Origin of the sequence: Glycomyces sp. MUSA5-2, assembly GCF_037034145.1 — a bacterium.
Classification (GTDB): domain Bacteria; phylum Actinomycetota; class Actinomycetes; order Mycobacteriales; family Micromonosporaceae; genus Glycomyces; species Glycomyces artemisiae.
This window is the reverse complement of record NZ_JBAGKG010000005.1, coordinates 531,482-553,929: the sequence shown is the minus strand read 5'-3', so window position 1 is coordinate 553,929 and position 22,448 is coordinate 531,482. Positions and strand designations below refer to the sequence as shown.

Below are 22,448 nucleotides of genomic sequence, written 5' to 3'. Positions count from 1 at the left end.
CCTGTGGATAACTATGTGAGTGTTTGGCATTTCGCCTGGTGGGGTGGGTGTGGATAACTCGGCGGGGGTTTCGGGGTCGGTCATCCACTGGACGAGCTGGATGATGACGCCGTTGGGGTCGGCGGTCTGGAAGTAGCGTTCGCCCCATTCCTCGGTCTCGATCGGGGTGGTGATCGGGACGCCTTCGGCCTGGATGCGCTCGTATTCGGCGTCGATGTCGCCGACGACGAAGGCGAGGAGGAGGCCGTCGGCATGGCCCTTGGCGCTGTCGGGCTTGAAGGTGGGCAGGCCGGTCTTCAAGAAGATGACGTTGAACCCGGCGTCGGGGCGGGAGAGGGAGACGAAGCCGTCGGCGGCCATGTCCTCGGTGAAGCCGTAGTGGCGCTTGAGGAAGTCCGCGGAAGCGGTCGGGTCGGTGACGTTGAGCGAGACGGCGGACGAGGTGATTCGCATGGGCGCTCCTTGACGGGTGTTTCGGTGGACCGTTTCTTCGTACGTTGTATATTGTACTTAGTACGTCGTACGGCGTACAACTTTTCAGGTAAGGTTTTTCGCGTGAGTGCTGCCACTGAGACGCCGAAGCCGAACCTGCTTGAGCTGCTCTGGAGAGCCGGACCCGAAGCGAGCCGCGGGCCCCGGAAGGGGCTGACCGTTGACGAGGTGGTCGCGGCCGCCATTGCACTGGCCGATGCCGAGGGGCTGGAGGCCGTGACCGTGCGGCGATTGGCCCAGGAGCTCGGGAAGGCTCCTATGACCTTGTATACGTATGTTCCCGGCAAGAGCGAGCTCACCGCTTTGATGCTTGATTTCTTGTTCGGGGGGATGCAGAGGCAGCGGCTGGACGGGTTGGATTGGCGCTCCCGGCTTGAGGTCGTCGCTCGGGAGAACTACCTGTTGTACCGGGAGCATCCTTGGGCCGCTTCGGTTTCGCCCAGTCGGCCTCCGCTCGGGCCCGGCCAGTGCGCGAAATACGAGCATGAGCTTCGGGCGCTGGAAGGGCTTGGGCTCGATCCCGTCGGCATGGATGACGTGCTCGCCTACTTGCTCGGGTTCGTCAGGACCGCGGCTCGGGATGCCGCCCTTGCCGATGCCGAGCGGGCTTCGAGTTCGATGAGCGACCAGGAGTGGTGGGCCGTCAACGGGCCGCTCCTTGAAAGGGTGCTTGACCCGGAGCGGTTTCCCACTGCCGTCCGGGTCGGACAGGCCGCCGGGGAGGCGCATGGCGCGGCGTACGACGCTGAGCATGCGTTTGAGTTCGGGCTTGCCCGCCTGCTTGACGGGTTGAGCTTCCTCGTCGAGTGACCACGACCAGGGAGGCCCGGTCCGGATCGCGCTCCGGGCCGGGCCTCCTCGCTCAGACTTGCAGCGGCTCGTTCAGACTGTCGGGCTTCCAGCGCCGCCTCGCCGCCACCACAAGGGACGAAAGCGCCAGCGCGCCGACGAGATAGACCGCCAGGATCACCAGGGCCTTGACCACGTGGGACGTCTCGCCGCCGCTGATCGTCACCCGCAGCGCGTCGACCACATAGCTCATCGGCAGCAGCGGGTGCAGTGCCTGGAAGAACCTCGGCGTCGTCTCCACGGGATACAGACCGCCTGCGCTTGTCAGTTGGAGCATCAGCAGGACTACTAGCAGCAGGCTTCCTGCCGTGCCGAATGCCAGTTTGAACAGGTGCGCCATCGCCGTGAACGTCAGGATCACCAGGATCGACAGACCGACCGTGTCGAGCGCGTCCTTCGGGTTCAGGCCCAGGCCGAGTTCGACCGCGAGGTAGAGGACGATCGCCGACAGGACCCCCAGGAACGCGCCCGGGAGCCAGCCGCCGACGGCGATCGGGACGGAGCGGAGCGGGCCGGCCAGGGCGCGCTGGTTCACTGTGGAGAGGACGAGGTAGGCCATGAGGCCGAAGACCCACAAGGCGATCGCGATGAAGAACGGGGCGAGGCCGCGCCCGTAGGTCTCCGCCGGGTTGAGGTTTTGCTCGCTGACGGCGACCGGGCTGCCGTAGGCCTCGGCGTTGTCGGCGTCGTCGGCGGGGTTGGTGCTGGGCACGGATTCGGCGGCGGTGGCGAGTTTGGAGGCGAGGGTGGCCGCGCCGTCGTGGAGGTCGGTGAGACCGTCGGCGAGGTCGCCCGCGCCGGATTCGGCGGTGGCGGCGGCCGTGGCGACCTGGGAGGCGCCGTCGGCGACGTCGGCGGCGCCGGTCTGGAGGGTGGTGAGGTCCTCGGAGGCCTGGTCGAGGGTGTCGGTGGAGGTGGACTGGATCTGGTCGTTGGCGTTCTGGATGTCGGTGTTGGCGCCGTCGGCGTCGGTGATGAAGGTCTGGAGGCGCGTGCAGGCGTCGGCGTCCGCGTCGGGGTTGTCGGTGCAGAGGGTGGCGTAGACGGTGTCGAGGTCGGTGTCGGCGCGGTCGGCGAGGTCGGCGGCGCTGGAGGCGCCGGTCTGGATCTGGGTCCAGTTGTCGGCGAGGGTCTGGACGACGGGCTGGGCGACGTCGACGGCCTGGTCGACGCCGTCGCTCACTTGGGAGGCGCCGTCGGCGACCTGCTGGGCGCCGGCGGTGAGGTCGCCGAGGCCGGATTCGAGGTCGCCGGCGCCGGTCTGGGCGGTGGCGGCGCCGTCGGCGAGTTCGGCGGCGCCGTCGGCGGCGTCGTTGAGGCCCTGGTTGAGCTGGGCGAGGTCGCCGAAGATGGTGGTGGCGAAGGTGACGTAGACGGCGGTGTTGATCTGGTTGCGCAGTTCGGCCTCGACGGTGGAGGCCATGATGCCCGCGACGTAGCCGTTGGCGTCGTTGAGGTCGAACTCGACGGTGGCCTGCTCGGGGTCGGTGCCGGAGAGGCTCGCGAGGTGGGTGGAGAAGTCCTCGGGGACGGTGATGACCATGTAGTAGTCGCCGTCCTTGAGGCCTTGGGCGGCTTTGTTCGCGCTGACGAACTGCCAGTCGAAGATGCGGTCTTCTTTGAGCTGGTCGACGAGTTGGTCGCCTCCGTTGATCTGCTGCGTTTCGCCGTTCACGTCGACGGACGCTCCGGTGTCCTCGTTGACGACCGCGACGGGCATCTGGTCGAGCTTGCCGTACGGGTTCCAGGCGAACCACAGGTAGAGGCCGCCGTAGACGAGCGGGATGAGCATGATCGCGACGAGCGCGAGGGTGCGGATCGGGTGGCCGCGGAAGCGCCGGAGTTCGGCGGCGGCGAGTTTGAACGGGCTCATGACTGGTGGCCTCCGTTGCGCTCGTGGTGGCCCCGGCGTCGGCGGGGGTGCCGGGCGTGGTCTTGGTCGCGGAGGTCGACGACGGTGTCGGCGGGCGGGTCGGTGCGGGTGCAGGCGGCGATGACGAGCTGGCCGGCGTCGGCGACGGTGCGGAGGGCTTCGAAGACGCGTTCGCCGCCGGAGGTGTCGAGGCCGGTGTCGGCGTCGTCGACGACGACGGCGGGGGTGCGGCTCGCTGCGGCGCAGGCGATCGCGAAGCGGATCTGGTCGATGCGGGGCAGGAACCCGAAGGTGTCGCCGGTGTCGACGCCGACGGCGAGGCGGTCAAGCCAGGCGTGGATGTTCGCGGGGGTGGCGGCGCCGCCGGAGACGGTGGTCGTCTCTTTGATGCAGGAGGCGACGGTGTGGTACTGCGCGAAGCGGATCGGGGGTCCGGCCTGGGCGACGGTGAAGCGGCGGCGGATCTGGGCGGGGCGGGTCTGGCGGTCGACGGTGAGCGTGCCGCCGGTGGTGCGGAAGCGCCCGGCGAGGGCGAGGAGGAGGGAGGAGCGGCCGTCGCCGCCGTCGCCGCAGACGGCGACGACTTGGCCGAGGCGGGCGGTGATCGTGACGTCGGTGAAGATGGCGCCCTGGCGGCCCGCGGCGGTGAGGCCGCGGGCGTCGAGGAACGGGTCGCCGTTCGGGTGTTCGAGGAGGGCGTCGTGGTCGAGAAGAGCGGCATGGTCGAGGAGCGCGGTTCGGTCGAGGGCGGTGGTCGCATGTTCGGCGGTCGCATGGTCAACGGGGGCATGGCCGGCGGGCGGCGGGGCGACGGCGGCGCCGATGGGCTCCGTTGGGGGCGTTTCGTTTTCGGGGCGCGCGGCCTCGGTTTCGGCGGGTTCGCTCGCGGACGTTCCGGGCACGGGCCCCTCGTCGTCGCTCCTGTCGCTCATGGGCACTATCCTCACAGGCCGGTGCGCCCTGGTTCGGGCGTTTTCGCGGTATTCCAACCGCACGGATATTACTCACGAGTAACTTATGATCGATTGCGGGCGAGCGCGCTGTGACCGGCGCGTCCCGCGCCGGGCCCTTATTGTTGAGGCATGTCGGAAACGCAACCCGCGAAACCCGCGGCGCCCCGCCGCGCACACGCGCGAACCCACCACGGCGACACCGTCGACGACCCGTACGCCTGGCTGAAGGACCCCGAGGACCCCGAGACGCTCGACTACCTGCGGGCCGAGAACGCCTACACCGAATCGCGGACGGGCCACCTCGCCGCGCTCCGCAAGGCGATCTTCGGCGAGATCAAGGGCCGCACCCAGGAGACCGACCTCTCCGTCCCCGTTCGCAAGCGCGGCTGGTGGTACTACGGGCGCACCGAGGAGGGGAAGCAGTACGGCATCCAGTGCCGCGTCAAGGCCGCCGGGGACACGCCGCCCCAGGTGGAGGCCGGGACCGCGGTCGAAGGCGAGGAGATCCTCGTCGACGGCAACGAGCTCGCCGAGGGCCACGACTTCTTCTCCCTGGGCACCTTCGACGTCTCCCCCGACGGGAACCTGCTCGCCTACGCGGTGAACTACACCGGGGACGAGCGGTACACGCTGCGGTTCAGGGACCTGCGCACCGGGGACGACTTCCCCGACGACATCCCGAACGTGTTCTACGGCGGGTCGTGGTCGTTGGACGGCTCGGTCTTCTTCTACACCAAGGTGGACGACGCGTGGCGCCCCTACCAGGTGTGGCGGCACGTCCTCGGCGAGCACGAGGACAAGGACGTCCTGGTCCACCAGGAGGACGACGAGCGCTTCTGGACCGGCATCGACCTCACCCGCTCCGAGCGGTACCTGTTCATCGTGTCCGGCTCGAAGATCACCACCGAGGTCCGCTACCTCGACGCCGCCGACCCCACCGGCGAGTTCACCGTGTTCGGGAACGGCCGCGAGCAGGGCGTCGAGGTCTCCGTGGACCACCAGGGCGACCGGTTCTGGGTGCTGCACAACCGGAACGCCGAGAACTTCACGCTCGGCTGGACCCCGGTGGACGACACGACGCAGTTCCACGAGGTCATCGCGCACGACGAGGCGGTGCGGCTGGAGTCGGCCGACGCGTTCAACGACCACGTCGTCGTCTCGATGCGCCGCGCCGGGCTCTCCCAGGTCGGCATCCTCAACGCGGACGGCGACCTGACCGAGATCGCGTTCGACGAGCCCATCTACGCCGTGGGCCTGGGCGACAACCCCGACTACGAGTCGCGGCAGATCCGCCTCGGGTACACCTCGCTCGTGACGCCGTCCTCGGTGTACGACTACGACATCGACACCGCCGAGCTCCACCTGCGCAAGCGGACGCCCGTGCTCGGCGACTTCGACCCCGCCGACTACGTGCAGTACCGCGAGTGGGCGACCGCCCAGGACGGCACGAAGGTCCCGATCTCCATCGTCGCGAAGGCCGGGGTCGAGCCCGACGGGACCGCGCCGTGCCTGCTGTACGGGTACGGCTCCTACGAGCACTCCATCGACCCGTACTTCTCGATCGCGCGCCTGAGCCTGCTCGACCGCGGCGTCGTCTTCGCCATCGCGCACGTGCGCGGCGGCGGCGAGATGGGCCGCCAGTGGTACGAGCAGGGCAAGCTCCTGCAGAAGAAGCACACCTTCACCGACTTCGTGGACTGCGCCGAGCACCTCGCGAACGTCGGATGGGCCGCCCCCGACCGGATCGTCGCCCGCGGCGGGTCCGCCGGCGGCCTGCTCATGGGCGCGGTCGCGAACCTCGCGCCCGAGCGGTTCGCGGGCATCCTCGCCGACGTCCCGTTCGTCGACGCGCTCAACACGATCCTCGACCCGACGATGCCGCTCACCGTCATCGAATGGGAGGAGTGGGGCAACCCCCTCGAATCCCCCGAGGTGTACGCCTACATGAAGTCGTACTCGCCGTACGAGAACGTCACGGACGTGAAGTACCCGGCGATCCTCGCGGTCACCAGCCTCAACGACACCCGCGTGGGCTTCCACGAGCCCGCCAAGTGGATCGCGAAGCTGCGCAAGGAGAGCCCCGAGTCGGACGTGCTCCTCAAGACCGAGATGGAGGCCGGGCACGGCGGCCGGTCCGGGCGCTACGACGCCTGGGAGGAGGAGGCGTTCAACCTCGCATGGATCCTCGACCGGCTGGGTACCGCTTAACGACCGGAATGCACAGGGGCCCGGTTCCGCAGCTCGCTGCGGGACCGGGCCCTGTCCGTCGGCGCTACTCGGGCGCCTCGTTCTCCTCTTCGCCGAACTGGATCTCGATGAGCTGGTCGGCCGCGTCCGCCCGGTCGGCCTCGTCCGGCGGGTCCGGGTCCGTCACCGGCGCCTCGGGGTCGTCGTCCCCGGGAGGTTCGGAGGAGTCGGCGAGGTCGAACTCGGACAGCTCGTCGTTTTCTTCCGCCCATTCCTGGTGATAATTCATAAACCAACCGTAGTGCCGAGGGCCGCGTCCGGCCAGTGAACCACCAGGTAGCCTGGGACGTGCCTTCACATGTTCGTGGGCGATACTTCACCTCGACGCAACAGTTCGAGGCCATCAGACAGCGGCGTCTGGGTCTGGCCCCCGGTCGGGGAGCACTTATCGACTTGTAAAAGGAGCAGGCAGCATGCCCATCGCAACACCCGAGGAATACAACGAGATGCTCGACCGGGCGAAGGCCGGCTCCTTCGCCTACCCGGCCATCAACGTCACCTCGACCCAGACCCTCAACGCCGCGCTCGCCGCGTTCGCCGAGGCCGAGTCCGACGGCATCGTCCAGGTCTCCACCGGCGGCGCCGAGTACCTCTCCGGCCCCACCGTCAAGGACAAGGTCACCGGCGCCGCCGCGCTCGCCGCCGCCGCGCACGAGATCGCCAAGAACTACCCGGTCAAGGTCGCCCTGCACACCGACCACTGCCCGAAGAACCACCTCGACGGCTTCGTCCGCCCCCTCCTCGCCATCTCCGAGGAGCGCGTGGCCCGCGGCGAGGAGCCCCTGTTCCAGTCGCACATGTGGGACGGCTCGGCCGTGCCGCTCGCCGAGAACCTGGAGATCGCGCAGGACCTGCTGGCCCGCACCTCCAAGGCGAAGGTCGTCCTCGAAGTCGAGATCGGCGTCGTCGGCGGCGAGGAGGACGGCGTCGAGGCCGAGATCAACGAGCAGCTGTACACCACCGTCGAGGACGCCCGCGCCACCGTCGCCGCCCTCGGCGCCGGCGAGAACGGCCGCTACATGACCGCGCTGACCTTCGGCAACGTCCACGGCGTGTACAAGCCCGGCAACGTGCACCTGCGCCCGGAGATCCTCAAGGAGATCCAGGACGAGATCGGCAAGGAGACCGGCAAGGACAAGCCGTTCGACCTGGTCTTCCACGGCGGCTCCGGCTCCACCGCGCAGGAGATCTCCGACGCCGTCGACTACGGCGTCATCAAGATGAACATCGACACGGACACGCAGTACGCGTTCACCCGCCCGATCGTCGACCACATCTTCAAGAACTACGACGGCGTGCTCAAGGTCGAAGGCGAGGTCGGCAACAAGAAGGCGTACGACCCGCGCGCCTACGGCAAGCTCGCCGAGGCCGGCATGGCCGCCCGCATCATCGAGGCCTGCCAGCAGCTCCGCTCCGCGGGCACCAAGATCAAGTAGGCAGGCGCCGCAAGGCGAAAATAAGGGCCCCGGGCGTTCGCCCGGGGCCCTTACTCGTGCGGATCGTAGATCCTATAGGAAATAGGATGCACGATCCGGTGCTACTTCGCGAACCAGACGGCCGCGCCGCCCGGCAGCCGACCGTCGACGAGGTCGGTGCTCGCGAGGAGGACCTCCGTGCCGTACCCGGCGACCGGGACGGGCTCGGCGCCGAAGTTGACGACCGCGACGAGCGCGCCGTTGTCGAACGCGAACGCGTCCTCGCCCGGGTCGGCCAGCCAGGTCAGGCCGGTGGCCTTGTGCGCCTTGCGGAGCGCGATGGCCGAGCGGTAGAACTCCAGGGTCGAGCCGGGCACGCCGTCCTCGGCCTCGGCCGAGAGCGCGCCCCAGTCCGCGGGCTGCGGGAGCCAGGAGCCGCCCGAGCCGAAGCCGAACGAGGAGCCCTCGCGGGTCCACGGCAGCGGCACGCGGCAGCCGTCGCGGCCGATCTGGGCGCCGCCCGTGCGGAAGAACGTCGGGTCCTCGCGGACCTCCGCGGGCAGGTCGAGGACCTCGTTCAGGCCCAGCTCCTCGCCCTGGTAGACGTACACGACGCCCGGAAGCGACAGCAGCAGCTGCGTCGCGGCCTTCGCGCGGGCCAGGCCGAGCTCGCCGCCGCCGTAGCGGGTGACGTGGCGCTGCACGTCGTGGTTCGACAGCACCCAGGTGCACGGTGCGCCTACGCCCGCGTTGTTCGCGATCTCGGAGTCGATGGCCTTCCGGAAGTCCGCGGCGCTGAACGGCGCGAGCACGAGGTCGAAGTTGAACGCCTGGTGCAGCTCGTCGGGCCGCAGGTACAGGGAGCGGCGCTCGGCCGAGTCGGTCCACGCCTCCGCGACGAAGATCCGGTCCCCGTCGTACTCCTCGATGATCGGGCGCCACGAGCGGTAGATGTCGTGCACGCCGTCCTGGTCGAAGAACGGGGCCTGCGTCGTGCCGATCATCTCGATCGTGCCGTCGCCGCCGGTGTCCGGGAGGCCCGCGGCCTTGACCATGCCGTGCGCGACGTCGATGCGGAAGCCGTCCACGCCCCGGTCGAGCCAGAACCGCAGCACCGACTGGAACTCGGCGTGGACCTCCGGGTTGTCCCAGTTCAGGTCCGGCTGCGAGGCGTCGAACAGGTGCAGGTACCACTGCTTGCCGTCAGCGGTCTTCGTCCACGCCGGGCCGCCGAAGATCGACTGCCAGTTGTTCGGCGGCACCTCGGGATCGACGACGTCGCGGAAGTGGTAGCGCTCTCGCTCCGGCGAGCCGGGTGCCGCAGCGAGCGCGGCCTGGAACCACGCGTGCTCCGAGGAGGTGTGGTTGGGGACGAGGTCCACGATGAGGCGGATGCCCGCGGCGTGCGCGTCGGCGAGCATCCGGTCGAAGTCGTCGAGGTCGCCGAAGCGCGGGTCGATGCGGCGGTAGTCGGACACGTCGTAGCCCGCGTCCTTCTGGGGCGAGGCGAAGCACGGCGACAGCCACACGGCGTCGACGCCGAGCGCCGCGAGGTAGGGGATCCGGGAGCGGATGCCCTCCAGATCGCCCATGCCGTCGCCGTCCGCGTCGGCGAAGGAGCGCGGGTACACCTGGTAGATGACCGCGTCGCGCCACCAGTGTTCACTCATCGGGGGGATTCCCTTTCAGTCTTCTCGGGGTGCCGCACCGGTGGACCCGCGTACGACCAGTTCGGGCCGGAACAGGTATTCCGACGACGGGGTGGGCTGCCCGGCGATCTCGTCGAGCAGGGCCCGCGCGGCGGCGGTGGCGATGTCGCGCACCGGCTGCCGCACGGTCGTGAGCGGGGGGTTGGTGTGGGCGATGAGCGGCGAGTCGTCGTAGCCCACGACTGAAAAGTCTTGCGGGACGTTGAGGCCGCGCTCCTCGGCGGCGCGGATCGCGCCGAGCGCCATCATGTCCGAGCCGCAGACCACGGCGGTCGCGCCGCGGTCGATGAGGCGCGACGCGGCGGCGTGCCCGCCCTGCTCGCCGAAGAGGGTCAGCTCGATGAGCTCGGGGCCGACGTGCTGCATGGCGGCGCGATAGCCGGAGATCTTGCGGCGCACCGGCCAGTACCGGTCCGGGCCCGAGACCAGGCCGATCCGCTTGTGGCCCAGGCCGGCCAGGTGCTCGACCGCGATGCGGGCCGCGACGGTGTCGTCGCAGGAGAACGAGGCGGCCTCCACGCCCTCGGGGTGGCCGGTGACGAAGGCCACCGGGAGCCGCTTGTCCTTGAGCTCTTGGTAGCGTTCGGTGCTCGCGGCCGTGTCCGCGTGCAAGCCTGAGACGAAGATGATCCCGGCGACGGCCCGCTCGCGGAGCATCTCCACGAACTCGTCCTCCGAGACCCCGCCGGGGGTCTGCGTGCACAGCACCGGGGTGTACCCCGAACCGGCCAGGACGTTGGAGATCGTCTGCGCGTAGAGCGGGAAGATCGGGTTCTCCAGTTCGGGCACGACCAGGCCGATCAGGCCGATGGCGTGCTTGCGCAGGGCCTGGGGGCGTTCATAGCCGAGCACGTCGAGGGCAGTGAGGACGGACTGTCGGGTCTGCTGACCGACCCCGGGCTTGTCGTTGAGCACCCGGGACACCGTTGCCTCACTGACCCCGGCCTGCCGGGCGATGTCAGAGAGTCGAAGCCGCATGATGACAGACTAGCCTATCTGAAAGTTGGCAACAGTTTGGTTGCAAGGCTTTCCTGATTCTGAAACATCTTGCTAATGTCGTAGGACGCCGGGACGCGAGTCCCGCACCAGCGGCCCCCGCCCCGGGGCCCCTCAATGAGGAGAAAAGAAGACATGCGCAGAAGGACCCTGGGTATCACCGCCGTCTCCGCCGCCGCCCTCGGTGCGGCCGCCGCCTGCGGCGACGACTCCGACAGCGGCTCGGCCACCGGCACGGAGTTCTCCGGCGAGCTCGTCATCTGGGCCGACGAGACCCGCACCCCCGTGCTCAAGGAGTTCGTCAAGGACTTCGAGACCACCGTCGGCGTGAAGGTCACCGTCGAAGAGCACGTCGACACCCTCCGGCAGGACTTCCTCACCGCCGCCGAGCAGGGCCAGGGCCCCGACATCGTCGTGGGCGCCCACGACTGGGCCGGGCAGTACGCCGCCGCCGGCGCCGTCGCCCCCATCACCCTCACCGCCGACCAGCAGTCCGCCCTCAACGAGACCGCCGTCAAGGCATTCACCGTCGACGGCAACCTCTACGGCGTCGCCTACGCCCTGGAGAACCTGGGCCTCATCCGCAACACCGCGCTCGCCCCCGAAGCGCCCGCCACCTTCGAGGAGCTCGTCACCGCCGGCCAGGCCGCGGGCACCGACGAGGTCCTCACCATGGAGGTCGGCGTCGACGGCAACGCCTACAGCGCCTACCCGCTGTTCGCCTCCATGGGCGGCTACCTGTTCAAGGACGACGGCGCGGGCAACCTCGACCCGAGCGACGTCGGCGTCGACTCCCCCGGCGGCGTCGCCGCGTTCGAGAAGTTCGCCGAGCTCGGCGCCTCGGGCGTCCTCAAGACCACCTTCGACGCCTCCAACGTCATCCCGTTCTTCGTCGACGGCAAGACCGCGTTCATGATCTCCGGCCCCTGGGCCCTCACCGACGTCCAGGGCGCGGGCCTCGAATACGAGGTCACCGCCATCCCCGGCTTCGAAGGCCAGGGCCCCGCCTCGCCGTTCCTCGGCGTCCAGGGCTTCTACGTCGCCTCCGGCGCCAAGAACGCCGTGTTCGCGCAGGAGTTCGTCACCAACTACGTCCTCACCGAGGACCTCCAGCTCAAACTCGCCGAAGCGGGCGGCCGCCTCCCCGCGCTCACCGCCGCCGCCGAGTCCTACGCCGAGGGCAACGCCGACGCGCAGGGCTTCGCCGCCGCGGGCGAGAACGCCGTCCCCATGCCGAACATCCCCGCCATGGACTCCGTCTGGGAGCCCTTCGGCCGCGCCGAGGCCGACGCCATCGACGGCACCACGCCGGGCGCCGACGCGGCCGCGACCGCCGCGCAGACCATCCGCGACGCCGTCGGCGCGTAGCGGCCCCGGCCAGTCCCCGAGCGAAGGAACGCGCAGCAGTGCTCGACCAACGTGCCCAGACGGCCGGATCCACCACCGCCGCAGGCCAGATCACCAAGATCGCGGTGCTCGCGGCGGTGGCCGCGCTGGCCGTCTGGGCGGCGCTGCCGCTCATCGGCGCCCGGGCCTGGTGGGGCCTGGCCGTCGAGGCGGCCGTCGTCGCGATCGTCTTCTACACCTACCTCCAGCGCCGGTCCATCCCCCTCAAGTACCTCGTCCCCGGGACGCTCCTGCTCATCGCGTTCCAGATCGCGCCGGTCGTCATGACCGCCGGGACCTCGTTCTCCAACTACGGGGACGGGCACCGGACCGACAAGGACGGCGCGATCGAGGCGATCATCGCCGCGGGCGTCCAGCAGACCCCCGGCGGCGCGAACTACCGGCTCGCCGTCGGCGAGTCCGCCTCCGGGGAGCTCACCCTCCTGCTCACGGACACCGCCGACGGGTCCACCTGGGCGGGAACGGAAGAGGGCCTCACCGAGCTCGACGGCGCGACGGTCGACGCCTCCGGCGCGATCACCGCCGCCCCCGGCTACACCGTGTGGGACCTCGCCGAACTCAACGAGCGGCAGGCCGAGCTCGCCGAGCTGGCCGTCCCCACCGGGCCCGAGACCGGCATCAAGGTGCAGGGCCTGTCGGCGTTCGAGGGCACCTCGACGCGCTCGTACGACGAGGGCTGCGACTGCATCACCGACTCGGCCACGGGCACCGTCTGGTACGCCGACAACGAGGAGGGCAGCTTCCTCACCGAGGACGGTCAGGCCGCGCTCGTCGGCTGGCGCGTCAACATCGGCTTCGACAACTACCTGTCCGTCATCACCGACCCGGACATCCGCGGGCCGTTCCTCGGCGTCTTCGCCTGGAACGTCATGTTCGCGGCCGGGTCCGTCCTGTTCACCTTCGTGATCGGCCTCGGCACCGCCATGGCCCTGAACAAGCCGTCGATGCGCGGCACCAAGGTGTACCGGACGCTCATGATCCTGCCGTACGCCATGCCGTCGTTCGCGATGCTGCTGGTGTGGGCGCAGATGTTCAACCGCGACTACGGGCTCGTCAACGAGCTGTTCGGGCTGAGCGTCAACTGGTACGGCGAGACGTGGGCCGCCCGCGCGATGGTCCTCATCGCGAACACGTGGCTCGGCTGGCCGTACATGTTCCTCATCTCCCTCGGCGCGCTCCAGGCGCTCCCGACCGACTCCCTTGAGGCCGCGAAGATCGACGGCGCGACGGGCGTGACGGCGTTCCGCAAGATCACGCTGCCGCTGCTGCTCATCGCGCTCACGCCGCTGCTGATCTCGTCGTTCGCGTTCAACTTCAACAACTTCAACGCGATCCAGCTGCTCAGCGGCGGCAACCCGTTCCCCGCCGGCGAGTCGGTCGGCGGCACCGACCTGCTCATCACGTACGCGTTCCGGCAGGCGTTCGGCGCCACCACCGCCGACTACGGCTTCGCCAGCGCGGTCAGCGTGTTCATCTTCCTGATCGTCGCCACGATCTCGGCGGTCATGTTCCGGACCACCCGCAGCCAGGAGGACGTGTACTGATGGCGACTGTGAAGCGGCGCAAGCGGCCGGGCTGGATCGCCGAGTTCGGATGGCGGCACCTCGTGGCCGTGGCGGTCCTGGTGTTCGGGCTCGTGCCGATCCTGTACGTGGTGTCGGCGGCGTTCAACCCGAAGGGGACGCTGTCGGCGACGAGCCTGCTTCCCACGGACTTCTCGCTGGTGTCCTTCGACCGCTTGTTCTCGGACCCGAACATCCCGTTCGCGTCGTGGTTCGCGAACTCGCTGATGATCGCCGTCCCGGCGGCGTTCATCTCGATCCTCATCTCCTCCCTTGCGGCGTACGCGTTCAGCCGGTTCCGGTTCCGGGGGCGGCGGCCGATGCTGCTGTTCCTGCTGCTGATCCAGATGTTCCCGGCGTTCCTGTCGGTGGTGGCGCTGTACCTGATCTTCGGCGCGATCGGGGAGTTCTACCCGGTGGCGGGCCTGAACACGAAGCTCGGGCTGATGCTCGTGTACATGGGCGGCGCGCTCGGCGTCTCGACGTGGCTCATGAAGGGCTTCTTCGACACGATCCCGAAGGAGCTCGACGAGGCGGCGACGATCGACGGCGCTTCGCACGCGCAGATCTTCTTCGGGATGATCCTGCCGCTCGCGGCGCCGATCATCGCGATCTCGGGGATCCTCGCGTTCGTGGGCACGATGAACGACTTCATCCTGGCGTCGCTGTTCCTCACCGACCGCCCGGAGATGACCCTCGCGGTGGGCCTCAAGACCTTGACGGCCGACAACTCGCCCGCCTCGTACTTCGGCATCTTCGCGGCGGGCACGCTCCTGACCTCGATCCTCACGGTCGCGGTCTTCATGAGCCTGCAGCGCTACATCGTCTCGGGCCTCACCGGCGGCGCCGTCAAGGGCTAAGACCCTGCTCGACACGCGCCCTCCGGGGCGCACCGGGCCCGGACCAGGGGGAGCCTCCCTCCCCAGGGTCCGGGCCTGTTCGCGTTCAGGGCCGCTCGCACCAGGCTTTAGAGGCGGGATGCAGGAGCAGCGCGATCGCGACGAGCAGCGGGAGTCCCCAGAGCGCGAGCCAGATCGCGAAGAACGGGAGGGCCTTCAGCAGGAGTCCGCCGAATACGACGAGGCCCGCGCCGTTGAACACGACCAGGAATCTGCGGGCGGTGTTGCTTCCCGTCCACAGTGCGGCCGAAGGCCATAGGACGGCCGCGAGCCACAAGACCGTCAGGAACGCGAACAGGGCGAACGGGGGCTGGAACGCCATGCATTCCACTTCCGCGTCCGGTCCGCACCGGGTCTGGTTGTATCCGCCGATGATCGTGACCGGCCAGGGGATCTGAAGGATCACGGCCGCGACCACGACCTTCCACGGGCGACGGTCGGCGCTCACAGCAGGTCTTCGTACGATTCCGGCGGCGTGAAGGGGACGAGCGCGCCGATCGCCTGGGCGTCCGCGAACGGGTCGACGGCGGCCGCCTGGTCCGTGGGGATGCCGTCGGGGAAGTAGTCGCCGACGAGGTCGTTCTCGCTCCCGGGCTCGATCCCGCCGACCGGAGGGATGTATTCGATCTCGCTCGGATCGCTGACCGGAACGCAGCCGGACTGGATAAACAGCACAACGATGCCGGTGACGGAGTACCAGAGGTTGATCCCGTCGTCGCGGACGGCCACGAGTTCGCGGTCGAGGCGTTCTCCTCGGGTCGTCTGGGAGTCCTCGGTGACTTCGTTTCCCTGCCCGGTCCAGAGGTCGCGCAGGACGTCGACGTACTCACTGCGGACACTGTCGGTTCCGGAATCCTCGATGGAGAACTCGTAGCGGATTTCGACGGTCGTGTGTTCGGGGTCGTCGATGCCGTCGTGGCTGCACGGGAGTTCGGCCCAACTTCTGCGGTGGAATCCGGGGAAACCCGGAAGGGCCGCGGCGGCTTCCGAAGCGGCGGTTTCCATCGGGGCGTACGCCTCGGCCTGGGTGTACTCGCTTTGCGGGGGTTGATTCACATCGTCTCCTGGATCGGAACATGCGGCGAGCGCCAGCACGGCGGTCGCCGCCGTTGCAGCCGCTCGCAGTGCGGGATGCACGATCCCGCGTTCTGTCGTCGTCATGGATGTCAGCTCCCGGATCCAGTGATGATCTCCGCCATCGTGGTGCGGCCGGTCTGGTTGGTGTCGTTCCAGTAGGTGCTGTGGTTGTTGTCGGTGGCCCTTCCGAAGTCGCTGTGGAAGCTGTTCGCTCCGAATGCCTCGTCGTTCGGATCCATGCCGTGTACCGCACCCCAATTGATTACATCGAGGGTGTTCGTGGTCGCGTAGACGTTGCCCGCCCCTACGCCGAGGGCGTCAGCGGTGTCGACGCTGACCCCTGGGGAGGCTACGAGGACCAGGTTGTCGGCTTCCACGCCTTCACTGGCCGCCGCCGTTCCGATGACGGTGGTTCCGTAGGAGTGACCTGTCAGGGTGAGATTCGAGGGTTCATCCTCGGCAGTGGCGCGGATGCCCTGGGTGAAGGACTCCAAGTCCTCGGCGGCGCCTTCGGCCCATTCGCTCTGCGTCGCTTCCGGCATGACCGAGTCGGGTGCGTCGTACCCAAGCCAGAGGACTGTCGCGGTCGCTTCTTCCGGTGCCATTCGCCAGGCGTCGTAGGCCATAGTCTCGGTGCGGCCCATGAGACCGCCTGACGCGCCGCCGAGATCTGCGGTCGTGCCCGGTACGTAGGCGTTGACATTGTCAGCGGTGTCGGGGTTGCCGATGGACACGATGGCCTGGCCGCTGCCTTCCGTGCCGAATCCGAGGAGGTAGTAGGGCTGCCCGGTCTCGTAGTACGAGGCGGGATTCCCTTCGTCGTCGGTGATCCTGTCATGCAGGGAGGCAAGGTCGTCGCGGTCCCGCTGCAGTTCGGCGAGTTCTGCTTGGAGCGCGTTGTAGTCCACCGACTCGCCTTCGTCGTAGCCGCGGGCTCCGGCGAGCTGGGCTTCGATGGCGGCGATCTGGTCGTCGAGGCTGTCGATCTCGTTGTCGAGGTTGGTGCGGTTGGCGGTGTCGCGGGCGTCGGTGGGGATGCCGTCGGTGGGGCCGACCCATTCGGGGTGTTCGGCGATGAGCGCTTCGCGCTCGGCGTCGGTGAGGTCCTCCCACCACTGGTTGACCTGTTCCGGTGACATGTCGGTGTGGCCGTTGGCGATCGCCTCCATCTCGGCGGCGGTCTCCTCGGTAAGGGCGGTCTTGTAGTCGTCGATGAGGTCGTCGTAGGTGGCGCCGAAGTGGGGCGGCAGTTCGGGCGGGTTCTCGCGCATGGTGGAAAGCGCGGCGGCCGCGTCGTCGTCGGCGTCGTGGGCGCGGGACATGATGGCGCGCAGCCAGTCCTGGTACTGCGCGCACAGCTCGTTCGCGGAGTCGTACAGGTCTTTGACCCTGCCGAGCGCTTCGGCCTGGCTGAGAAGGTCGTACCAGCCGGAGGACTTCTCCATGCCGATGCGGTCGCACAGCCACTGGGGCGGGTCGAGCTGCACCCAGATGGCCTGGTGGAGGCCGGCGCTCGGGTTGACCTCGTATTCGTGCGGGCCGCCTTCGATCTCGAAGTCGTGGTCCTCGATGAGGGAGGCGAGTTCGCGGAGCTCCAGCTGCTCGGCCGCGAGCGCGTCGGCGGCTTCGAGCATGGTGGTGGCGATGCGGATGGTCGCGTAGTCGGACAGGTCGTCCTCGAAGCGGCCGCCGATGAGCCCGATCTGCTCGCGGACCAGGTCCGCGGTGTCGGACTCGTAATGGTCGGTGCTGAGGTGCCCGTCGACGACGTCGGTGCGGAGCCGTTCGGTCTGCTCGACCATGGCGGTGGCGTAGGTCGTCCACAGGTTGCCGACGTATCGGAGGTTCGCGCATTCGAGGTCGCGGAGGTCTTTCCAGGACATGTCGCTCATCGGCGGCTACCAGTCTGGTCGGGACGAGGCGTGCTCGTTGGCGCGCCCCGGGTAGCGGTCGTGGTCGGCGAGGGAGGCGAAGTCGCCCGCGTTGTAGTCGTCGACTTCGACGGCGGATTCGGCGCAGACGGCGAGGTATTCGCCGGTGTTGCCGCACAGGGCGGTGAAGCCTCCGGCGCGGTCGGACTTCCACCATGCGGCGGCCTCGGCGAGCGCGGTGCCGATCGCCAGGTCGGCGTCGGCGAGCGACTGCGCGGTCTCGGCGGTGTCGTCGACGAGGTCGGCGGTCTGCCGGTCGACTTCGGCTTCGATGTCGAAGAGGATCTCCACGGATTTGTGGACTTCGTCGGGGGCGATGCTGAAGACGTCAGCGCCGGGCACGGGCGGGCCTCGGGGCGTCGGAGGTATAGGGCATGTTGTACGGGTCCGTTCTGGCCGTGGGGTTCGGTCAGTGACAGGTTACTCGCTCTGTGCTGATTCGTGGGTGCATGCCCGGCTCGTGGGGGAGACGGGCGGTTTGCGGTGGGCGAGTTCTCCAGTGCCCCAAGGGGTCAGACGTCGCGGCTTTCGATGAGTTCTCGGAGGAGGCCGACGGGTTCTTTGAGGTCGGCGTACTCCTCCAGTTCGATGACGCGGGACTGGAGCTGTTCGAGGCCGAAGGCGACGACGGCGATGTCCTCGGCGGGGGATTCGAGGAGGTCGATGACGCGGTCCATGAGTCGGAGGGCGTCGCCGAGCGTGCGGAGGTCGTCGGCGTTCTGGGTGCGGGCGCCGGGCTGGGTGTTGAGGGTGACGGCGTCGGGGTCGTCGACGGCGGGGCGGCGGTCGCCGGTGAGGCGGTCCCAGTTGGCGCGGCGCTCCTCGTGGAAGCGGGCGAGTCCGGCGCGGAGCAGGACGGCGCGGGCGACGAGTTCGACTCGTTCGCCGGGCGGGAAGGCGGCGGCCATTCGGGGACCGCCGCTCAGGACCAGTGCGGGGGGCGCTCGGCGAGGAGGTCGAGGTCGCGGGCGGAGAGTTCGCGCCGGGTGCGACGGGGGGCGGGGGCCTCGCCCCAGCCGCGGTCGGTGTCGTCGGAAGTCTGGTCCGGGAGCACCGAGAAGTCCTCGTCGAGTTCGACGGAACGGTCGTCATCGGAGACTGCCATGCACCGACTGTACGTCAGGGGGTCCCGCCGGGTGCAACGGCGAGGCCCTGAACACCCGGTGAACGGGTGGTCAGGGCCTATGGCGCGGGTCCTTATTCGGCGACGCCGACGAGCTCGTAGTCGGCCTCGTCGACCGCTTCGCGGACCTGGTCCTCGGCGAGGGCGGCCTCGCTGGTGACGGTGACCTTGCCGGTGTCGAGGGCGACGTCGACGCCGGAGACGCCGGGGAGGGCGGTGAGTTCGGACGTGACGCTGCCGGCGCAGTGGCCGCAGGTCATGCCCTTGACGACGTAGACGGTTTCCATGTGGACTCCTTGTCAGGTTCTGAGCAGGCGGGCCACCGCGTCCGAGGCTTCCTTCACCTTGGCTTCGGCGGCGGTCGGGTCACCGGAGGTCTGCGCCTCGGCGACGCAGTGGGCCAGGTGGCCTTCGAGGAGGTTGATGGCGACGGCCTGGAGCCCCTTGGTGGACGCGGAGATCTGGGTCAGGATGTCGATGCAGTACTGGTCGTCGTCGACCATCCGCTGGATGCCGCGGATCTGGCCTTCGATGCGCTTGAGGCGGCGCGTGAGCGCGGCCTTGTCGCCGTGGTACCAGTAGTGCTCGTGCCCGCTTCCGCTGTCGTCGGCCTCAGGGGCGTGCGCGGTGTCGTCGCTAGCCATGTCGCTTCCCTCCAGTCGTCAGTGTATACCCCTGCGGGGTATTGCGGCAACTGCTCGTCAGCCTTGAGCAGCGGCCCGTAGTATTCCGTGCCATTGTGCGAGAAATTCTCCCCCCGGCCTTGTCTGGACTCATATCGGCCTCTAACGTGAACCCGTCGCGTCGGAAACTCGGGGGCACCCCGCACCCGCCGCGCGGCACCGCCGAGTCGGCCCGGATCCCGCCGGGTTCGAGCCGGGGAACCAGCAGTCGGCCGCGTGCAGGGGTCGACGGGGTGAATCGCATGCACGCGTAGGGCGACCCTTCCTTCCGCCCGAACCCGACAGCTAACCCGGTAGGCGGCCAGAGGAAGGAGCGCATCCCTTGGTGCGTACCCGGCGTATCGCCGCCGCCGTCGTGGCCGCGGCACTGGTCCCCGCGACGGCGGCCCTGTTCACGTCCTCGCAGGCGTCCGCGCAGACGAGCGAGGAGATCCAGGCCGAGATCGACGCGCGCCACGCGGACCTGGAGAAGGTCATCGAGGACTACAACGCCAAGCGCGAGGAGCTCGACGACGCCAACGCGCTCATCGCCGAGATCCAGGAGCAGCTCCCGGCGCTGGAGACCGCGGGCCTCGCCGCGCAGGACCGGATGGCCGAGATCGCCTCGACCGCCTACACCGGCGGCGACTTCGCGATGGTCAACTCGGTGCTGGCGGGCGACCCGTCGGACTTCGCCGACCGGCTCATGTACCTGTCGAACCTCTCCGACGCCGAGAACCAGGCGCTCCAGGACTCCCTCGCGCAGATCGAGGAGCTGGAGACCCGCCAGGCGGAGCTGGAGGCGCTCCAGGAGAGCGCCGACGAGATCCTCGGCGAGATCGAGGAGCAGCAGCAGGAGATCGAGGACGAGATCGACTCCCTCGAAGACGAGTACGCCGACGCGTACGCCGAGGAGAACCCCGAGCCCGACTGGGGCGACTACTCGGGCGACTCGGCGGTCGTCGCGTTCGCGTACGACCAGCTCGGCGACGACTACGTCTACGGCGCTTCGGGTCCGGACGAGTGGGACTGCTCGGGCCTGACGCAGGGCGCGTGGGGCGCCGCCGGCGTGAGCCTCTCGCACAACACCGCGATGCAGTGGGACGAGACGGCGCGCATCTCCCGGGACGAGCTCCAGCCGGGCGACCTCATCTTCTACAACGACCTCGGCCACGTGGCGATCTACATCGGGGACGGGCAGATCATCCACGCCCCCAACTCGACCACCGTGGTCAAGATCGCCGACATGGACGTCATGTCGATCGACGGGTACGGCCGCCCCTAGCGGCCGCGTCCGTCACCGGCCGCGAGGCCGGGCGCCGAACTCCCCGGCGGCGGCGCGGGCGCTCCCGATTGCTGACCCTGCTGCTGACCCGCAATAGCCCCACCGCCGCCGGGGACCACCCCATCGTAAAGAAGCCCTTGCGAACCGCTCCGGCGGCCCGCAAGGGCTTCTCACATTCCAGTCGGGGGCGAGGTCAGTCGACCTGGTGCTCCTCGAACGTCCAGTCGTAGCGGGCCCGGCGGCCCGTGCCGCCGCGCTGCCAGCGCTCGGGGCCGGTGGGCGGCCGGTAGTCGATGCCCATGGCGTGCAGGCGCTCCAGGTGGTCGGCGAGGCGGTCCTGCACGGGGTTGGCCTCGCGCACGGCCATGCCGGTCCAGCCGACCTCGGCGAGGACGGACAGGCGCGGGAACGCCGAGTACTCGACGTCGCGGGGGGTCGGCAGGTACTCCGACCACAGCTGGCACTGGATGCCGAGGACCCGCTCGCCGTCGACGCCCGCCGGGACGGGGTCCCAGCCGGCGACCTTGTCCACGGTGGTCAGGCCGTGGATGCGCAGGGGCTCGGCCGGGTCGTCGCTCTCGTAGTGGTCGTAGTACGCGTACGGCTCGGGGGAGGCGACCACGAGGTGGCCCGCGGCGATGGCCTTCTTGACGTAGGCCTCGTTGCGCCACACGTGGACCACGGCTTCGGCGGGGGCGCCGCCGTCGAGGATCTCGTCCCAGCCGATGACCCGCTTGCCCATGCCGGCGAGGTGGTCGCAGAACGCCTTGGTGAACCAGGCCTGGACGCCGCGCACGTCCTCCATGCCCTCGCGCTCCATGAGCTCGCGGGCGATCGGGGAGGACTCCCACTGGGTCATCGGGACCTCGTCGCCGCCGATGTGGACGAACGGGCCCTCGAAGACCTCGCCGATCGCGGTGTACGCCTCCAGGGCGAAGTCGAGGGCCGCCTGGGTCGGCTCCAGGACCTCTTCGAAGACGCCGAACGTCGGGGAGACGGGCTTGTCCTGTCCCGCACCGAGTTCGGGGTAGGCGGCGAGGACGGCGCGGGCGTGCCCGGGGAGGTTCACCTCGGGGACGATCATGATGTGGCGCTCGCGCGCGTAGGAGGCGATCTCGCGCAGGTCGGGGACGGAGAAGATGCCGCCGTGGGGGGTCGGCTCGTATCCGGCGGCCTCGTCGCGGGCGTGGCCGATCTTGGTCTCGGCGCGCCACGAGGCGATCTCGGCGAGCTTCGGGCGGGAGGGGACGTCGAAGCGCCAGCCCTGGTCGTCGGTGAGGTGGAGGTGGACGACGTTCATCCGGTGCAGCCAGGCCCGGTCGATCATCTTGAGCACGAAGTCCTTGGGCTGGAAGTGCCGGACCACGTCGATCATGACGCCTCTCCAGCGCAGGCGCGGCTCGTCGTCGACGGCGACGAGCGGGACGACCGGGTCGGCGGCGGGGGCCTCGCGGAGCGCGTCGGGGGGCAGGAGCTGGCGGAGGGTGGCGATGCCGCGGGCGATGCCAGCAGGGTGGGCCGCGGCGAGGTCGACGCCGTCGGCGGTGACGTCGAGGCGGTAGGCCTCGGCGGCGGTGGTGAGGTCGTCGGGGCGTTCGCCGTCGAGGCGCAGGCGCAGGACGCGGCCTTCGGAGGCGGGGTCGGCGACCGCGAGCCGCAGGCCGGTGCCGCGGTTGAGGAGGTCGGACAGGAGCCAGGCGAGCGGGTGCAGCTCGGGGTCGGCGGCGATGGCGTCGAGCGTGCTCAGGTCGAGGTCGCCGTCGGCGAGGACGAGGTGCTGCGGTTGCGGGATCAGCGAGATGCGGCGCTGCATGGTTCGGGGGCTCCTGTGGTCGAGGTGCAGTTGTCCGGTCCGGCGCCGCCGGGGGTTCGGCGGCGGGAACCGGTTTCCGCGGGGGCGGGCCGGTCGGTACGGCGACGCTCCCACGAATTAGTTCAGTTTATTTATAATATAGGACCGCGCCGCGG

General features: G+C 69.3%; 21 protein-coding genes, 1 pseudogene and 1 riboswitch. Of the genes and pseudogenes, 7 read left to right on the top strand and 15 right to left on the bottom strand.

Going from position 1 to position 22,448, the window contains the following annotated elements; genetic code table 11:
- Nucleotides 1–81: 81 nt before the first annotated feature.
- A pseudogene (locus WA640_RS18970) lies at nt 82–453 on the bottom strand (VOC family protein); the annotation flags it as partial.
- 102 nt (nt 454–555) lie between these two features.
- On the opposite strand from WA640_RS18970, the gene WA640_RS18965 reads away from it, so the two are divergent.
- Nucleotides 556–1,302, top strand: coding sequence for a TetR/AcrR family transcriptional regulator C-terminal domain-containing protein (locus WA640_RS18965; RefSeq protein ID WP_106364278.1), 747 nt, complete (start codon nt 556–558; stop codon nt 1,300–1,302).
- A gap of 52 nt (nt 1,303–1,354) precedes the next feature.
- Here WA640_RS18965 and WA640_RS18960 read toward each other — a convergent pair whose 3' ends face one another.
- Nucleotides 1,355–3,214 (bottom strand): YhgE/Pip domain-containing protein, encoded by a 1,860-nt coding sequence (locus tag WA640_RS18960; RefSeq protein WP_335989647.1) that lies wholly within the window; start codon nt 3,212–3,214, stop codon nt 1,355–1,357.
- Nucleotides 3,211–4,146 (bottom strand): ABC transporter ATP-binding protein, encoded by a 936-nt coding sequence (locus tag WA640_RS18955; protein WP_335989645.1) that lies wholly within the window; start codon nt 4,144–4,146, stop codon nt 3,211–3,213. The genes WA640_RS18960 and WA640_RS18955 overlap by 4 nt, the downstream gene beginning before the upstream one ends.
- A 150-nt stretch (nt 4,147–4,296) precedes the next feature.
- Here WA640_RS18955 and WA640_RS18950 point away from each other — a divergent pair, with 150 nt between their 5' ends.
- Entirely contained in the window at nt 4,297–6,375 is a 2,079-nt protein-coding gene (locus WA640_RS18950) for a S9 family peptidase (RefSeq protein WP_335989643.1), read from the top strand.
- 64 nt (nt 6,376–6,439) lie between these two features.
- Here the strand turns inward: WA640_RS18950 and WA640_RS18945 are convergent, their stop codons facing one another.
- Nucleotides 6,440–6,643 carry a hypothetical protein gene (locus WA640_RS18945; RefSeq protein WP_106364282.1) on the bottom strand — a complete coding sequence of 68 codons (204 nt, stop codon included), beginning with the start codon at nt 6,641–6,643 and terminating at the stop codon, nt 6,440–6,442.
- A 184-nt stretch (nt 6,644–6,827) separates the two neighbouring features.
- On the opposite strand from WA640_RS18945, the gene fbaA reads away from it, so the two are divergent.
- The gene (fbaA, locus tag WA640_RS18940; RefSeq protein WP_335989642.1) at nt 6,828–7,850 is read left to right on the top strand and encodes a class II fructose-bisphosphate aldolase; all 1,023 of its coding nucleotides are present in this window, start codon (nt 6,828–6,830) and stop codon (nt 7,848–7,850) included.
- 101 nt (nt 7,851–7,951) lie between these two features.
- Here the strand turns inward: fbaA and WA640_RS18935 are convergent, their stop codons facing one another.
- Nucleotides 7,952–9,499: a glycoside hydrolase family 13 protein gene (locus WA640_RS18935; RefSeq protein WP_335989641.1), complete on the bottom strand. Its 1,548-nt coding sequence runs from the start codon at nt 9,497–9,499 to the stop codon at nt 7,952–7,954.
- Nucleotides 9,500–9,514: 15 nt separating this feature from the next.
- Nucleotides 9,515–10,516 (bottom strand): LacI family DNA-binding transcriptional regulator, encoded by a 1,002-nt coding sequence (locus WA640_RS18930; protein ID WP_106364286.1) that lies wholly within the window; start codon nt 10,514–10,516, stop codon nt 9,515–9,517.
- A 153-nt stretch (nt 10,517–10,669) separates the two neighbouring features.
- On the opposite strand from WA640_RS18930, the gene WA640_RS18925 reads away from it, so the two are divergent.
- Genes WA640_RS18925 through WA640_RS18915 form a run of 3 tightly spaced genes read left to right on the top strand, consistent with a single transcriptional unit; the run spans nt 10,670 to nt 14,363 of the window.
- Nucleotides 10,670–11,902, top strand: coding sequence for a sugar ABC transporter substrate-binding protein (locus tag WA640_RS18925; RefSeq protein WP_335989639.1), 1,233 nt, complete (start codon nt 10,670–10,672; stop codon nt 11,900–11,902).
- Between the two features lie 38 nt (nt 11,903–11,940).
- On the top strand, nt 11,941–13,485 hold the full coding sequence (locus tag WA640_RS18920; protein WP_335989637.1) for an ABC transporter permease subunit: 1,545 nt from the start codon (nt 11,941–11,943) through the stop codon (nt 13,483–13,485).
- A complete protein-coding gene (locus WA640_RS18915; RefSeq protein WP_106364289.1) occupies nt 13,485–14,363 on the top strand; it encodes a sugar ABC transporter permease in 879 nt (292 codons plus the stop codon). The genes WA640_RS18920 and WA640_RS18915 overlap by 1 nt, the downstream gene beginning before the upstream one ends.
- 85 nt (nt 14,364–14,448) lie before the next feature.
- Here the strand turns inward: WA640_RS18915 and WA640_RS18910 are convergent, their stop codons facing one another.
- From WA640_RS18910 to WA640_RS18875, 8 genes are all read right to left on the bottom strand, one after another.
- A complete protein-coding gene (locus WA640_RS18910) occupies nt 14,449–14,850 on the bottom strand; it encodes a hypothetical protein (protein WP_335989635.1) in 402 nt (133 codons plus the stop codon).
- On the bottom strand, nt 14,847–15,458 hold the full coding sequence (locus tag WA640_RS18905; RefSeq protein WP_335989633.1) for a hypothetical protein: 612 nt from the start codon (nt 15,456–15,458) through the stop codon (nt 14,847–14,849). The genes WA640_RS18910 and WA640_RS18905 overlap by 4 nt, the downstream gene beginning before the upstream one ends.
- A 110-nt stretch (nt 15,459–15,568) precedes the next feature.
- A complete protein-coding gene (locus WA640_RS18900; RefSeq protein ID WP_335989632.1) occupies nt 15,569–17,362 on the bottom strand; it encodes an alpha/beta hydrolase in 1,794 nt (597 codons plus the stop codon).
- A gap of 15 nt (nt 17,363–17,377) precedes the next feature.
- The gene (locus tag WA640_RS18895) at nt 17,378–17,752 is read right to left on the bottom strand and encodes a hypothetical protein (RefSeq protein ID WP_335989631.1); all 375 of its coding nucleotides are present in this window, start codon (nt 17,750–17,752) and stop codon (nt 17,378–17,380) included.
- A gap of 170 nt (nt 17,753–17,922) precedes the next feature.
- Nucleotides 17,923–18,318 (bottom strand): hypothetical protein, encoded by a 396-nt coding sequence (locus WA640_RS18890; protein ID WP_335989629.1) that lies wholly within the window; start codon nt 18,316–18,318, stop codon nt 17,923–17,925.
- 14 nt (nt 18,319–18,332) lie between these two features.
- The gene (locus WA640_RS18885) at nt 18,333–18,515 is read right to left on the bottom strand and encodes a hypothetical protein (protein ID WP_106364291.1); all 183 of its coding nucleotides are present in this window, start codon (nt 18,513–18,515) and stop codon (nt 18,333–18,335) included.
- Nucleotides 18,516–18,607: 92 nt separating this feature from the next.
- A complete protein-coding gene (locus WA640_RS18880; RefSeq protein WP_335989628.1) occupies nt 18,608–18,820 on the bottom strand; it encodes a heavy-metal-associated domain-containing protein in 213 nt (70 codons plus the stop codon).
- Nucleotides 18,821–18,832: 12 nt separating this feature from the next.
- Nucleotides 18,833–19,177, bottom strand: coding sequence for a metal-sensitive transcriptional regulator (locus WA640_RS18875; RefSeq protein WP_106364293.1), 345 nt, complete (start codon nt 19,175–19,177; stop codon nt 18,833–18,835).
- A gap of 209 nt (nt 19,178–19,386) precedes the next feature.
- Nucleotides 19,387–19,532: riboswitch (cyclic di-AMP (ydaO/yuaA leader) on the top strand.
- A 9-nt stretch (nt 19,533–19,541) separates the two neighbouring features.
- Between WA640_RS18875 and WA640_RS18870 the strand changes: the two genes are divergently transcribed.
- Nucleotides 19,542–20,480 carry a C40 family peptidase gene (locus tag WA640_RS18870; RefSeq protein ID WP_335989627.1) on the top strand — a complete coding sequence of 313 codons (939 nt, stop codon included), beginning with the start codon at nt 19,542–19,544 and terminating at the stop codon, nt 20,478–20,480.
- A gap of 193 nt (nt 20,481–20,673) precedes the next feature.
- Here WA640_RS18870 and WA640_RS18865 read toward each other — a convergent pair whose 3' ends face one another.
- On the bottom strand, nt 20,674–22,293 hold the full coding sequence (locus WA640_RS18865) for a beta-N-acetylhexosaminidase (RefSeq protein ID WP_335989625.1): 1,620 nt from the start codon (nt 22,291–22,293) through the stop codon (nt 20,674–20,676).
- Between the last annotated feature and the right edge of the window lie 155 nt (nt 22,294–22,448).